Origin of the sequence: Frankia sp. Mgl5, from assembly GCF_023242985.1 — a bacterium.
GTDB classification, from domain to species: Bacteria; Actinomycetota; Actinomycetes; order Frankiales; family Frankiaceae; genus Parafrankia; species Parafrankia soli.
Map to the genome: position 1 here is coordinate 1 of NZ_JALKFY010000643.1, position 12,927 is coordinate 12,927.

Annotated in this window: 13 protein-coding genes and 1 pseudogene; 4 read left to right on the top strand and 10 right to left on the bottom strand. The window is 71.2% G+C overall.

Annotation, left to right across the window (positions count from 1 at the left end):
• Positions 1–440: 440 nt before the first annotated feature.
• Positions 441–1,073 (bottom strand): hypothetical protein, encoded by a 633-nt coding sequence (locus MXD62_RS20500; RefSeq protein WP_248831132.1) that lies wholly within the window; start codon positions 1,071–1,073, stop codon positions 441–443.
• Between the two features lie 211 nt (positions 1,074–1,284).
• A complete protein-coding gene (locus MXD62_RS20505) occupies positions 1,285–1,713 on the bottom strand; it encodes an STAS domain-containing protein (RefSeq protein ID WP_248831133.1) in 429 nt (142 codons plus the stop codon).
• A gap of 340 nt (positions 1,714–2,053) precedes the next feature.
• Between MXD62_RS20505 and MXD62_RS20510 the strand changes: the two genes are divergently transcribed.
• Complete coding sequence (locus MXD62_RS20510; RefSeq protein WP_248831134.1) at positions 2,054–2,497, top strand: hypothetical protein; 444 nt, start codon at positions 2,054–2,056, stop codon at positions 2,495–2,497.
• 79 nt (positions 2,498–2,576) lie between these two features.
• Here the strand turns inward: MXD62_RS20510 and murA are convergent, their stop codons facing one another.
• Positions 2,577–3,839: a UDP-N-acetylglucosamine 1-carboxyvinyltransferase gene (gene murA, locus MXD62_RS20515; protein ID WP_248831135.1), complete on the bottom strand. Its 1,263-nt coding sequence runs from the start codon at positions 3,837–3,839 to the stop codon at positions 2,577–2,579.
• A 208-nt stretch (positions 3,840–4,047) separates the two neighbouring features.
• A pseudogene (locus MXD62_RS40760) lies at positions 4,048–4,264 on the bottom strand (NUDIX hydrolase); the annotation flags it as partial.
• Positions 4,265–4,332: 68 nt separating this feature from the next.
• On the opposite strand from MXD62_RS40760, the gene MXD62_RS20525 reads away from it, so the two are divergent.
• From MXD62_RS20525 to MXD62_RS20535, 3 genes are all read left to right on the top strand, one after another.
• Positions 4,333–5,307, top strand: coding sequence for a hypothetical protein (locus tag MXD62_RS20525; RefSeq protein WP_248831137.1), 975 nt, complete (start codon positions 4,333–4,335; stop codon positions 5,305–5,307).
• Positions 5,308–5,428: 121 nt separating this feature from the next.
• Entirely contained in the window at positions 5,429–6,196 is a 768-nt protein-coding gene (locus MXD62_RS20530; RefSeq protein ID WP_248831138.1) for a hypothetical protein, read from the top strand.
• Positions 6,197–6,241: 45 nt separating this feature from the next.
• Complete coding sequence (locus tag MXD62_RS20535) at positions 6,242–6,814, top strand: cob(I)yrinic acid a,c-diamide adenosyltransferase (protein ID WP_248831139.1); 573 nt, start codon at positions 6,242–6,244, stop codon at positions 6,812–6,814.
• 141 nt (positions 6,815–6,955) lie between these two features.
• On the opposite strand, the gene MXD62_RS20540 is transcribed toward MXD62_RS20535, so the two are convergent.
• The 6 genes from MXD62_RS20540 to MXD62_RS20565 form a co-directional block, all read right to left on the bottom strand.
• Positions 6,956–7,213 (bottom strand): F0F1 ATP synthase subunit epsilon, encoded by a 258-nt coding sequence (locus MXD62_RS20540; protein ID WP_018502335.1) that lies wholly within the window; start codon positions 7,211–7,213, stop codon positions 6,956–6,958.
• Positions 7,213–8,652 carry a F0F1 ATP synthase subunit beta gene (atpD, locus tag MXD62_RS20545; RefSeq protein ID WP_248831140.1) on the bottom strand — a complete coding sequence of 480 codons (1,440 nt, stop codon included), beginning with the start codon at positions 8,650–8,652 and terminating at the stop codon, positions 7,213–7,215. Before atpD ends, MXD62_RS20540 begins: the two co-directional genes overlap by 1 nt.
• Before the next feature lie 188 nt (positions 8,653–8,840).
• Entirely contained in the window at positions 8,841–9,737 is an 897-nt protein-coding gene (locus tag MXD62_RS20550; protein ID WP_020458661.1) for a F0F1 ATP synthase subunit gamma, read from the bottom strand.
• Between the two features lie 4 nt (positions 9,738–9,741).
• Positions 9,742–11,403: a F0F1 ATP synthase subunit alpha gene (gene atpA, locus MXD62_RS20555; protein ID WP_248831141.1), complete on the bottom strand. Its 1,662-nt coding sequence runs from the start codon at positions 11,401–11,403 to the stop codon at positions 9,742–9,744.
• Positions 11,404–11,502: 99 nt separating this feature from the next.
• Complete coding sequence (locus tag MXD62_RS20560) at positions 11,503–12,342, bottom strand: F0F1 ATP synthase subunit delta (RefSeq protein ID WP_248831142.1); 840 nt, start codon at positions 12,340–12,342, stop codon at positions 11,503–11,505.
• A gap of 2 nt (positions 12,343–12,344) precedes the next feature.
• Positions 12,345–12,926: a F0F1 ATP synthase subunit B gene (locus tag MXD62_RS20565; protein WP_020458658.1), complete on the bottom strand. Its 582-nt coding sequence runs from the start codon at positions 12,924–12,926 to the stop codon at positions 12,345–12,347.
• Position 12,927 lies beyond the last annotated feature (1 nt).

Sequence of the window (12,927 nt, forward strand, 5' to 3'; positions counted from 1 at the left end):
CGCCGATACAGCGCGTTACTCTCCGCCGGACTCGAATGACCCGCGTAGGTCCGCACGATCCACGGCCGGTCACGCTCCGACCTGGCCACATCCGTCATCGCCGCCTCCTAGCGCTCCGTGCGACGCCCAGGAACCGGCAGCCGGACGGACGCCCACCCCCGCGCGCAGGGCCACAGGCACGGGCCGCGCGCACGGACCTCGGGGCACATCCGACGCCGAGCCAGGACGGGGATCAGGGGATCAGGGGATCAGGGGCCGCCGATCCTCGCGAGATCCGGCGACGGCAGCAGCGTAGCCGCCGATGCCGGTCCGGCGCCCCGGTGCGCAGGGCCCGGGCCGGCCGAAAGCTCCTACGGAGAGTTACCCGGAACAGGGCTACCCAGACGCTGGACGTCCAGGCGATGTAAGGGCCCGGCGGCGGGCGCGGGTGGTGGCGGGCCTCAGGCGGAGGAGCAGGCGCTCGGGCCCCAGATGTTCTTCAGCTCGGCGGGGATCAGGTCGCAGGCCGCGGTGCCGCGGCCGACCAGGGTCCACGGGGCGCTGCCGACGCGCTTCCACACGTGTGGGTCCGGGGCGTCGGCCTCGGTGACCCCACGGATCTCGGTCATACCGACGGCCCAGAACTCGTCGCGTTCCTTGTCGACGCCCTCGACAGCGCCGTAGAACATCCCGTTGGGGATCGTGACGTCCGACGCGACCGGGGTGGCGGCACCGGTCTCCTTGCGCACCTCGTAGGCGGCGAGCCACATCAGCGGCTGGCGCAGGGTCGTGGGCTCGTTGCCCTTGAGCGCCAGCGTCCGCGCCCTGCCGGCGACCCGGCTGGTCTCCCAGGGGACCGAGGGCAGCGGGGGGCTGAGGATCGCGTTGTCCGGCTGCTCGACGGCGACCGCGCCCGGCGTGGCGGAGTCGTCGGAGGCCCAGACGAGCCCGATGACCACCCCGAGCACGACCGCGACCACGAAGGAGGCGGCCACGAGGAGCGGCCGCTGCTGCTGGGTCCAGGCCGCGGCCCCCGGCCGGGCCGCCCGACCACCGGCTGGGTCCACCCCCGCGGGCACCTCCACGTCCAGCATGTCTGTGTCTTACCTCCACCATGCCACGACCCGGCCCGATTATCGGGAAAGCATGCCCTATGCCGGCTCGACGCCCGCCAACGGGGACTTGCCGATCACTCAGCGTCCACGGACGATCGTCACCGGTGACGAATCTCACGGGACGAAGCCGCACCCCCGTGGCGCTCTCTCAGGCTGCGGGCACGCTCAGGCCACGGACCCGGTGGGGACTTCAGGCCGCGGGGATGCTCAGGCTGCGGGCGTGGCGGGCGTGGCCGACCGTGCCGTGCCCGCCGGCACCGGGAGGCACGGCAGCGAGCCGGTCGGGCGCGATCTGGACCCGCAGCAGGCGTCCGAGGCGGTCGACCGCGAGCAGGCGTCCGAGGGCCGCGGAGGCGTCCACCAGGACGAGCGTGCGGCCGAGGGCGCGGGCCCGGCGGGCGCCCCCGAGCAGCACCCCGACACCCGCGTGGTCGCCCAGCTCCAGCCCGCCGACATCGACGTGCAGTGGGCCGCGACCGGCGTCGATCGCGTTGTGCAGCAGCATCCGGAGCTCCCCGACGGATCGGACGTCCACCGTCCCCGCCAGTCGGAGGGTCTGGTTCCCGCCCTCGCCGGGACAGTCCGCCTCCACCGCCCGCACCGTCGACGACTCGCCCATCGCGGCCTCCGATTCCCCATGCACCGGCAGGCCGAGACTGTCGCGTCGGGCCCGCCGTTGGGCACCTGCACCTGCGCTCGGCTTGCCGCACACAGCCGGACGAGTCCCACGGACGGCCGATCGCAGTGGGGGGCTACTCGGAACCCGCCCATGGCGATGATCTCACCAATCTCTCCCATATGTTCCATTTGACTGGTGTGACGATCCAGCTCAGGCCCAAAGACCCATCCGAACGTCGGTGTCGGTGCGACGATGGGCCTGGCGGGAAACGAACCTGGGACCAGGGCACCGAAGGCCCACGGGCGCCCCGCGACAGACCAGGCGGACCCAAGGGGCGATCATGGAGACCACCGCTCTCGGCTTCCTCTATGGACCCACCCTGGTCCTGATCGCCGTCGGTGTGCTGGTCGCCGTCTGCCGGCTGACCTCGACGCCGGACACGCACACCGATCACGACGCCGACCACGACCCGGGCGCGGATGGCGGCGCCGATGGCGGTACCGGTCATCCGGGCGGCGACCGGCGCGCGGATGACTTCGGCCTGCTGGTCGCCGTCGCCACCGTGCCGAGCGAGCGGGCCGAGCGGCTGCGGGCGACCCTCACCGGCAGCGGCGTGCGCGCCACCCTGGCGCCCGCGCGGCCGGTGCCCGCCCCGGTGAGCCCCCGCGGCGACCTGCTGTACCTGGCCGGGGAGCTCCAGCACGTGCTCGTCTTCGCCGCCGACCTGCCCAGGGCCGTGCGCGCGCTCGCCCAGAGCCGCCGCGAGCCCACCGACGGCGCCTGACCCGCCTGCCGACACCCGTACCGGCCCTGGCCCAGGTCCGCCGGTCGGTTCGGCCGCGGTCAGCTCGGCCGCGGTCAGCTCAGGCCGCGGCCGCCGAGGACGGCTCGCGGCGGATCTCGGCGCCGAGCGCGGTGAGGTTCTCCACGAAGTGCGCGTACCCACGGTCGATGTGGTGGACGTCACGGACCACGGTCGTGCCCTCCGCCACCAGGCCGGCCAGCACCAGCGCCGCGCCGGCGCGGACGTCCGAGGCGAGCACGGAGGCGCCGGTCAGCCGCGGGGTGGGCCGGACGACCACGTGATGGCCGTCGGTGCGCAGGTCGGCGCCGAGCGCGTGCAGCTCCCGGCAGAACACGAACCTGCTGTCGAAGACGTTCTCGGTGATCAGCGAGATTCCCTCGCTGACCGCCTCCAGCGCGATCACCTGCGGCAGGAGGTCGGTCGGGAAGCCCGGGTAGGGCAGCGTCACGACGTCGATCGAGCGCGGCCGCCCGTCCGCGCTCACCCGGAAACCGTCCTCGACGAGCTCGACGGCCGCCCCCGCGCCCGCGAGCTTCTCCAGGACGATCCCGAGGTGCTCGGCCCGGCCGTGCCGGATGGTCACGTCACCACCGGTCATCAGCGCGCCGATCGCCCACGTACCCGCGACGATCCGGTCCGGGACGGTGCGGTGCAGCACCGGCCGCAGCCCCTCCACCCCCTCGATGACGAGCGTGGACGTGCCCGCGCCGTCGATCCGGGCGCCCATGGCGGTGAGCAGCGCGCACAGGTCGGCGATCTCCGGCTCCTGGGCCGCGTTGTCGATCACGGTCGTGCCCTTGGCGAGCACCCCGGCCATCAGCAGGTTCTCGGTGGCCCCGACGCTCGGGAAGTCCAGCCAGATCGAGGCTCCCTGCAGCCGCCCGGAGCAGCGGGCCACCAGTACCCCCGCCTCGACGTCCACCACGGCACCGAGCTTCGTCAGGCCGTTCATGTGGATGTCGAGCGCGCGCGAGCCGATCGCGTCGCCACCGGGCAGCGCCACCCGGGCCTCCCCGCGGCGGGCGACGAGCGGCCCCAGGATGGCCACCGACGCCCGGATCCGGCGGACGAGCTCGGCGTCCGCGGTGGCATCGACCACCTCGGGTATGTCGATGACGATCCGACCCCCGGCCCGGTCACGCTCCGCCTCGGCCCCGAGGCCACGCAGGACGTCGGCCATCACCGAGACGTCAAGGATGTCGGGTACCGCGTCCAACGTGGTGCGGCCGGGCGCGAGCAGGCTCGCCGCCATCAGCTTCAGCACCGAGTTCTTCGCGCCCGGAACGGCGACCTCGCCGACCAGCCTGGTCCCGCCTGTCACGACGAAGCACTCCACGGGCTCCGATGCTAGGTGCTCCGTGGAAGATCTTCAGCGCGGCCTCGGCAAACGGCGCGCCCCGGCCACAACCGGACACCAACGAAGACCTCCGGGGACCAGCGGAGACCACCGACATCCATCCGACGATCTGACCGGATTGCTATGCATCCGGCGCCGAGGCGGAGTCCACGGCAACACCGGGCGAACCGGCGACGCCCAGGGGCAGGTTGAGGTAGATGCCGGTAAGGCGAACCGGCTCCGAGCGCCCCGGTCTCCTCCCGCACCTCGCGGCGAAGCCCGTCCTCGAAGGTCTCACCACGCTCGAGGACTCCGCCCGGAATCTGCCACGCGCCGGTGTCCCGCCGCTGAATGCAGAGCACGCGACCGTCATCTCTGCGTGTCACGGCGGCTACGCTTACGGAATGCATGCGCGGAACCTACCAATTGGGTTACGTCGACTTGGGTTACCTAGACCTAGATCTGGACTTCGGTTTCGGTGCTCGTAGCGCGCCTTGAGTCCCTGCCGCCGGAAACCCACGCCTCGTACGGGACCGAGGCCCGAGCGTTGCTCGGGGATCCGATCGCCACGGATGAGGCGCTCGCCGCGATTCTGGGCGACCCGTCCCAATCTGAACAGGTGCGATTCAACGCGTTCTATTGCGTGCAGGCGCGCGCCTGGCGTCGCAGGGATCACCTGACTCACCGGGCGAACGTGGACCAGTACCAGTCCGCGTTCGGCGATCACCCGATGTTCTACTTCATGCAGGCCGAGTACTACTCCTCGCTCGACGGCGAGCCGGCGAACAGACAGGCGGCTCTCACTTTCGCGCTCGAAGCGGCGCGCCGGCTGTCGTCGATCCCAGGGGTCCTCCATCTGGCGGCCTCGATCATCGCGGATCAGTACGAGGCGGACACCGACCCGGATCCCCAGCTCCTGCTGGAGGGAGAACGGCTGATCCGGCAGGCGATCGCCCTCAGCCACGGCGCCTACCCGCGTTATCACGGCACTCATGCCCGCATAGCCACTCTCCGGGGCGCATACGCCACGGCTCGCGCGAGCATCGCGCGAGCCATCGACGAGGAGGACAGCTCGGGAGCCGAGTACGCGCTGCGAATCGGTGACTACCAGTTGATCCGCGCCCGCATCCAGTACGCGCAACAGGCCGATCTGCTCCGGATCGGACAGAACGAGGCGACCACGGAGCTGCGCGGTATCCGGACCCAGATCCTCGAGATCATGGGCCTGCTCGCAGCGGTGATCGCGTTCATCACGACCGCCGCCAACATCGCGGCCGGGCAACCTCCGGGACCGGCGTCGGGCCTCCTCACCTGCGCCGGAGGCGTGACGCTCCTGGTGTTCTGGGGCTTCCACATCCTGGTCATCGGTGGCGGAGACTCCCGACGGCGCCTACTTCCCCTCCTCCTGGGGGCGATACTCCTCGGCGTCGGCCTGGCACTCGCCGGACACTGACCGACGAAGCAGGGGCGAGATGGGAAGGTGACCGGCGGAGATGCAGGTGATGGTGGCCTCGAGCTGGTCGGCAAAGGCCCACAACGAGGACGCTTGCGGCTTTCGAGCGGACGGCGCCTGGGTGGTCGACGGAGCGACTGCCCTCGAAGCCGGACCGCCGATCGAGGGCCTTCCCGCCGCCGCCTGGCTGAGCTCGGTGACCGATGCCTACCTGCGCAGCGTCGACTGGGACGGCACCGAGCTCGCGGACGTCCTCGCGCGGCTGGTTGGGCACGTGACGGCCCGGGCACGGCTCGCCGGGCTGCCGCACGCGGGCACGTGCCGCTCCACCGGGTTCCCCACCGCCGCGATCTCTGTGGTGCGTCAACGCGATGACCTGCTTGACCTGTGCCTTCTCGGTGACATTCCCGTCGTGCTGGCCCCGGGCGGCGGCCGACCGACCCCGGACGTGTTCGTGGATCCGCAGTTCGCCACGACCGAACGGAAGCTCCTCGAGACCATCCGAGCGGACATCGCCCGCGGCGACGATCCGGCGACAGCCTACGGACGGGCACGCGGGACCCTACTGGAGCGCCGGCGGCGGCGGAACACGCCGCGCGGGTCGTGGATCCTCGGGGACGTCCCGGAGGCCACCCGTCACGCGCACTGCCGCACCCTCCGCCTGACCGGCGGCGCGGATCTGCTGCTGGTCTCGGACGGCTTCGCCCGGCTCATCGAGCCGTTCGCCCTGGTGGACGGGTACGGGGCTCTCGTTGACGCGGTGCGCGGCGGAGTGGCGGAGGATCTGCTGCGCCGGCTCCGGGAAGCCGAGCGGGCGGACCCCGAGTGCCGCCGCCATCCGAGGTTCGGGGTCAGTGACGACGCGAGCGTCGTGCATGCCGTGATCTGAAGGTCTTCACGGGCGTCTGGCGGGCGGCGCCCATACAGTGACGCCATGGCGGTGCACCTGACCCGGATCTACACCCGTACCGGCGACGACGGCACGACGGCACTGGGTGACATGTCGCGGGTGGCGAAGACGTCGCCACGGCTGGCCGCCTACGCCGACGTCGACGAGGCGAACGCGGCGATCGGGGTGGCGCTGGCGCTGGGCGAGCTGGGCCCGGACATCCGCGAGACGCTCGGGCAGGTGCAGAACGACCTGTTCGACGTGGGTGCCGACCTGTGCACCCCGGTGGTCGCCGAGCCGAAGTACCCGCCGTTGCGGATCACTGACAGCTACGTCGACCGCCTTGAGCAGGCCTGCGACCACTACAACGAGAACCTGGCGAAGCTCAGCTCGTTCATCCTGCCCGGTGGCACGCGCGGGGCGGCCCTGCTGCACGTGGCGCGCACGGTGGCGCGCCGGGCCGAGCGGGCCTGCTGGGCGCTGGTCGAGGCGGAGCCGGAGGCGACGAGCCCGTTGCCGGCCCGTTACCTGAACCGCCTGTCCGACCTGCTGTTCATCCTGTCCCGGGCCGCGAACCCGGACGGGGACGTCCTGTGGAAGCCGGGCGCCGGCGGCTGAGCGGAGCCCGGCGACGGCCTGGGGCCAGACGGAGCCTGGGCCGACGGAGCCTGCCTGGGGCCGACGGCCTCTCGGACCGCCGTCTCGGCTTCGGCGCCGACAGGTGTCAGCGCCGAAGCCGGGGTGTTCCGGCGAACCGCGTCAGGCGATCGTCGCGCTTTCGGCGAGGATGCTGACGCCCTCCTTGGTGACGGAGACGAAGCCCCCGTCGACGGCGGCCGAGATCTCCTGGCCGCCGACCTTCACCCGCACGGTCTGGTCGCGCACGAGCACGGCCAGCATGGGGATGTGTCCCGGCAGGACACCGATGTCGCCGTCGACGGTCCGGGCGACGACCATGTCGGCGTCGCCGGACCACACCTCCTGCTCGGGCGAGACGATCGCCACCCGCATCGGCATTACAGGTTCTCCGCGTTCTTCTCGGCGTCCTCGATCCCGCCGCACATGAAGAACGCCTGCTCGGGCAGGTGGTCGAAGTCACCCACGGTGAGCCGGCGGAACGAGTCGATCGTCTCGTCGAGCGGGACGAACTTGCCGGGGATGCCGGTGAACTGCTCGGCGACGAAGAACGGCTGGGACAGGAACCGCTGGATGCGGCGGGCCCGGTTGACGAGGATCTTGTCCTCTTCGGAGAGCTCGTCGATGCCGAGGATGGCGATGATGTCCTGCAGGTCCTTGTAGCGCTGCAGGATCCGCTGCACCTCGCGGGCGGTGTCGTAGTGCTCCTGCCCGATGTAGCGCGCGTCCAGGATCCGGGAGTTCGAGTCCAGCGGGCTCACGGCCGGGTAGATGCCCAGGTCGGAGATCGCCCGGTCGAGCACCGTGTTGGCGTCGAGGTGGGTGAACGTCGTCGCCGGGGCCGGGTCGGTCAGGTCGTCCGCGGGCACGTAGATCGCCTGCAGCGAGGTGATCGAGTGGCCGCGGGTCGAGGTGATCCGCTCCTGCAGGGCGCCCATCTCGTCGGCCAGCGTGGGCTGGTAACCGACGGCGCTGGGCATCCGGCCGAGCAGCGTCGACACCTCGGAACCGGCCTGGGTGAACCGGAAGATGTTGTCGATGAACAGGAGCACGTCCTGCTTCTGGACGTCCCGGAAGTACTCGGCCATGGTGAGCGCGCCGAGGGCGACCCGGAGCCGGGTGCCGGGGGGCTCGTCCATCTGGCCGAACACGAGCGCGGTGTCCTCGATGACGCCGGCCTCGGTCATCTCCAGGAACAGGTCGTTGCCCTCGCGGGTGCGCTCGCCGACGCCGGCGAACACCGACACGCCACCGAACTCCTTGGCGACCCGGCGGATCATCTCCTGGATGATGACGGTCTTGCCGACGCCGGCGCCGCCCATCAGGCCGATCTTGCCGCCTCGCACGTACGGGGCGAGCAGGTCGATGACCTTGATGCCGGTGGTGAACATCTCCGTCTTCGACTCGAGCTGGTCGAAGGCCGGCGCCGAGCGGTGGATCGGCCAGTAGGTCTCGGCGTCGACCTTGTCGACGTCGAGCGGGTTGCCGAGGACGTTGAAGACGTGGCCCTTGGTGGCGTTCCCGACCGGAACGGAGATCGGCGCGCCGGTGTCGCGGACCGGGGCACCCCGCACGAGGCCGTCGGTCTGCTGCATGGAGATGGCGCGCACGGTGTTGTCGCCGATGTGCTGGGCGACCTCGAGGGTGAGGATCGCGGTCTCGCCGTCGATCGTGCGGTCGACGTGCAGCGCGGTGTAGATCTCGGGAAGCTCGTCGGGGGCGAACTCGACGTCGACGACCGGTCCGATGACTCGGGCGACTCGGCCGATCCCCGGAGTCCGGCCCTCCGCCGTGGTCGGCGAGCTGGTGGTGACGGTCATGGCGTCCTCGGTTTCACTGTCGTTGCCCGCCGCCGCGGGCTTCGGCTTGACGTTCGTCGGTGTCGACGCCGGCAACGGTGTCGATGCCGGCTGTGAGCCCAGTGTCCACACCGGTCCGCCCGCCGCCTAGTGCGTCGGCCCGCCGCGGTGCACGCCGGGGCAGGGGTGGCCGGAAGATCACAGGTCTCCTACGCGCCGGACGCCAGGGCGTTCGCGCCACCCACGATCTCGGAGATCTCCTGGGTGATGGCGTCCTGGCGGGCCCGGTTGGCCGCGCGGGTGTAGGTCTTGATCAGGTCCTCGGCATTGTCCGTCGCCGACTTCATCGCGCGCTGGCGGGCCGCCGACTCGGAGGCCGCCGACTCCAGCAGCGCCGCGTAGAGCCGGCTCTCGACGTACCGCGGGAGCAGCGCGTCGAGGACGGCCTCGGCCGACGGCTCGAACTCGTAGTTCGGCAGCGGCCCGCCGGCCGGCGGCTCGTCGTGCTCGCGCAGGACCATCGGGAGCAGGCGGTGCGCCACCGCGTTCTGGGTCATGGCGCTGACGTACTCGGTGAAGACGAGATGGATCTCGTCGACACCGCCCTCCTCGGTGGGCGTGGTGAAGGCGGTGATGAGGGCGTCCGCCACCGCCTTCGCGTCGCTGTAGCTCGGCTGCTCGGAGAAGCCGGTGTAGTCGCCGGCCAGCGGCCGACCGCGGAAGCGGTAGTACGTCCCCGCCTTGCGGCCGACCGCGTAGAGCAGCGGCTCCTTGCCCTCCTCGCGCAGCAGCTCGACCAGCTCCCCGGCGCGCTTGAGCGCGTTGGAGCTGTAGCCGCCGGCGAGGCCGCGGTCGCTGGTGATCACGACCACGGCCGCACGGGTCGGCTCCGGGCGCTCGGTGGTGAGCGGATGAGCGATCGTCGTCTGCGACGCCACGGCACTGATCACTCGCGTGATCTCCTCCGCGTACGGCCGGGACGCGGCGACCCGCGCCCTGGCCTTGGCGATCCGCGAGGCGGCGATGAGCTCCATCGCCTTGGTGATCTTCTTGGTGGACTGGACCGTCTTGATCCGCCGCCGATATTCGCGAAGCTGGCCCGCCATGGGTTCAGTGACCCGCGGTCTCGTCGGACGGCTTGCGGTGGTGGACGGCGATCTCCTCGCGCTCCACCGCGGACGGGTCGAGCGCCTCGGGGGTCGCCTCGTTCACCAGCTGCTTGCCGCTCGACAGCGTGAACTGCTCCTTGAACTCGGCGATGGCCGACTCCAGGGAGGAGACGAGGTCGTCACCGAGCTTCCCGGTGTTCACGATGGTGTCGTAGATGGCGCCGTGGGTCCGCCCGACGAAGTCGAGGAACTCGGCCTCGAAGCGGCGGATGTCCTCCACCGGCACGTCGTCCAGCTTGCCGGTGGTGCCGGCCCAGATCGACACGACCTGGCGCTCGACGGAGAACGGCTTGTTCTGGGGCTGCTTGAGCAGCTCCACCAGCCGGGCACCGCGGGCGAGCTGGTCGCGGGAGGCCTTGTCCAGGTCGGAACCGAAGGCCGAGAAGGCCTCCAGCTCGCGGTACTGGGCCAGGTCGAGGCGCAGGCGGCCGGCGACGGACTTCATCGCCTTGACCTGCGCGCTGCCGCCCACTCGGGAGACCGAGGTACCGACGTTGATCGCCGGGCGGACGCCCTGGTTGAACAGGTCCGACTCCAGGAAGATCTGGCCGTCGGTGATCGAGATGACGTTCGTCGGGATGTAGGCCGAGATGTCGTTGGCCTTGGTCTCGATGATCGGCAGCCCGGTCAGCGACCCGCCCCCGAGCTCGTCCGAGAGCTTCGCGCAGCGCTCCAGCAGACGGGAGTGCAAGTAGAAGACGTCGCCCGGGTAGGCCTCACGGCCCGGCGGGCGGCGCAGCAGCAGCGAGATCGCGCGGTACGCCTCCGCCTGCTTGGACAGGTCGTCGAAGACCACCAGCGAGTGCTGGCCGTTGTACATCCAGTACTGCCCGATCGCCGAGCCGGTGTACGGGGCGATGTACTTGAAGCCCGCCGGCTGGTCGGCCGGAGCCGCGACGATCGTGGTGTAGGCCAGCGCGCCGGCCTCCTCGAGGGTGTTCACCACCTCGCGGATGGTCGTCTTCTTCTGGCCGATGGCCACGTAGACGCACTTGACCTGCTTGCTCGGGTCACCGCTCGCCCAGTTGTCACGCTGGTTGATGATCGCGTCGATCGCGACGGTGGTCTTCCCGGTCTGCCGGTCACCGATGATCAGCTGACGCTGACCACGGCCGATGGCGGTCATCGCGTCGATGGCCTTGATGCCGGTCTGCAGCGGCTCCTTGACGGGCTGGCGCTGCACCACCGACGGGGCCTGCAGCTCGAGCGCCCGGGTGCCGGCCGCGGCGATGTCGCCGAGGCCGTCGATCGGGCGACCGAGCGGGTCGACGACCCGGCCGAGGAAGCCGTCGCCCACCGGGACGGCGAGGATCTCGCCGGTCCGGCGGACCTCCTGGCCCTCCTCGATGTGCTCGGCGTCGCCGAGGATGACGCAGCCGATCTCGCCGACCTCGAGGTTGAGGGCCAGTCCCAGCACGCCGCCGGAGAACTCCAGCAGCTCGTTGGTCATGGTGTGCGGAAGGCCCTCGACCCGCGCGATCCCGTCACCGGTCACGACGACACGGCCGACCTCCTCCCGGTCACCGGAGGTGGCCTGGAAGGAGTCGACGTACTCCCGGAGGGCGTCGCGGATCTCCTCCGGCCGGATGGACAGCTCAGTCATCGCGTTGGTCCTTCATGGCTGGCGTGGATCTGGTCATCGGTCGTCACTGCCGGTCCGGCGGTCGGTCCCGGCTTCAGCTCGCCCATCGCGCTCCGCGGCCTAACGGGTCAGCCCGCGGCGGGCTGCCGCGAGGCGGCGCAGGACGGTGCCGTCCACGACCTCGTCACCGACCCGCACGGCGACACCACCGAGGACAGCGGGGTCGAGATCGATCTGGAGCTGGATCTGCCGGCCGAAGAAGCGGCTGATCGCCGCCTTCAGCCGCGCGATCTGGTCGGCGTCGAGCACGGTCGCGGTACGGACGACGGCGACCACCCGCCCACGGCGGGCGGCCGCGATCCGGCTGAGCTGCTCCAGGCGCCGCTCGATGTCGCCCTGTTCGCGGTCGGCCACCGCCTGCTCGGCCAGCCGGAGGGTCACCGGGTGGGCGCGGCCGGACAGCAGCCGCGTCACCAGTCCCACCTTCACGGACGTCGGCGCCGCCGGGTCAGTGAGAGCGAGCGAGAGCTGCGGGTTCTGGCCGAGGATCCGGCCGAACCGGAACAGCTCGTCCTCGACCTCGTCGAGGGCGTCGGCCGCCTCCGCCTCCGCCAGCGTCGCCTCGACGGCGAGCTCCTCGAGCGCGTACCTGAGGTCGACGGGACGCGACCAGCGACCGGCGACGGCCGCCGAGACGACGGTGAGCGCCCCCTGGCTGATCTGCCCGCCGAGCAGACGGGCCGCGAGGCCCGTCCGCGACTGGGGCGGCGCGCCCGGGTCGGTGAGGGCGCGCCGAACCGTCGGCTCGCCCCCGACGAGCGTGGCGACCGCGCTGAGATCGCCGGCGATCCGACGGACCTCGGGCGCGACCGAACCGGCGGTTGCGCCGATCGGCACCGCCGTCACCTGGTCGAGGACCGACCTGGCGGCGGCGAGCGACTGCCGGCTGGCTCCCTCCACCGTCAGACTCCCGGCCCGGCCGGGACGGCGTCAGGCTGCGGAGCCTCGTCGAGACCCGCGATGAAGTCGTCGACGAGCTGCCGCTGGCGGGTGTCGTTCTCCAGCTCGCGGCCGACGATCCGGGTCGCGAGCTCGAGCGCGATCTCACCGATCTCACGGCGCACGGAGGCCACGACCTGGGCACGTTCCGCGACCAGCGCCGCGTCCGCCCGCTCGCGGATCTCGGCGACCTCCTGCTGCACCTGCGTGCGCAGCTCCTCGACGATCTGCCGTCCCTGTGCCTGTGCGTCCTCGCGGATGCGAGCCGCCTCCGAGCGTGCTTCGGCGAGCTGGGAACGGTACTGCTCGAGCAGGGCCTGTGCCTCGCGCTCCGCCCGTTCGGCGCGGTTGAGACCACCTTCGATACGTTCGGCCCGCTCGGCATAGGTCTTACGGATCTGTGGGTAGATCTTCCAGAAGAAGAATCCGACGAGAAGACCGAAGGCCAGCAGGCCGACGATCAGCTCGGCGAGCGGTGGCACAAGGACGCTGTCCTCGTGTTCCGCGCCTTCTTCGGCGGCGGCTAGAACTAGATTCTGCAGCACA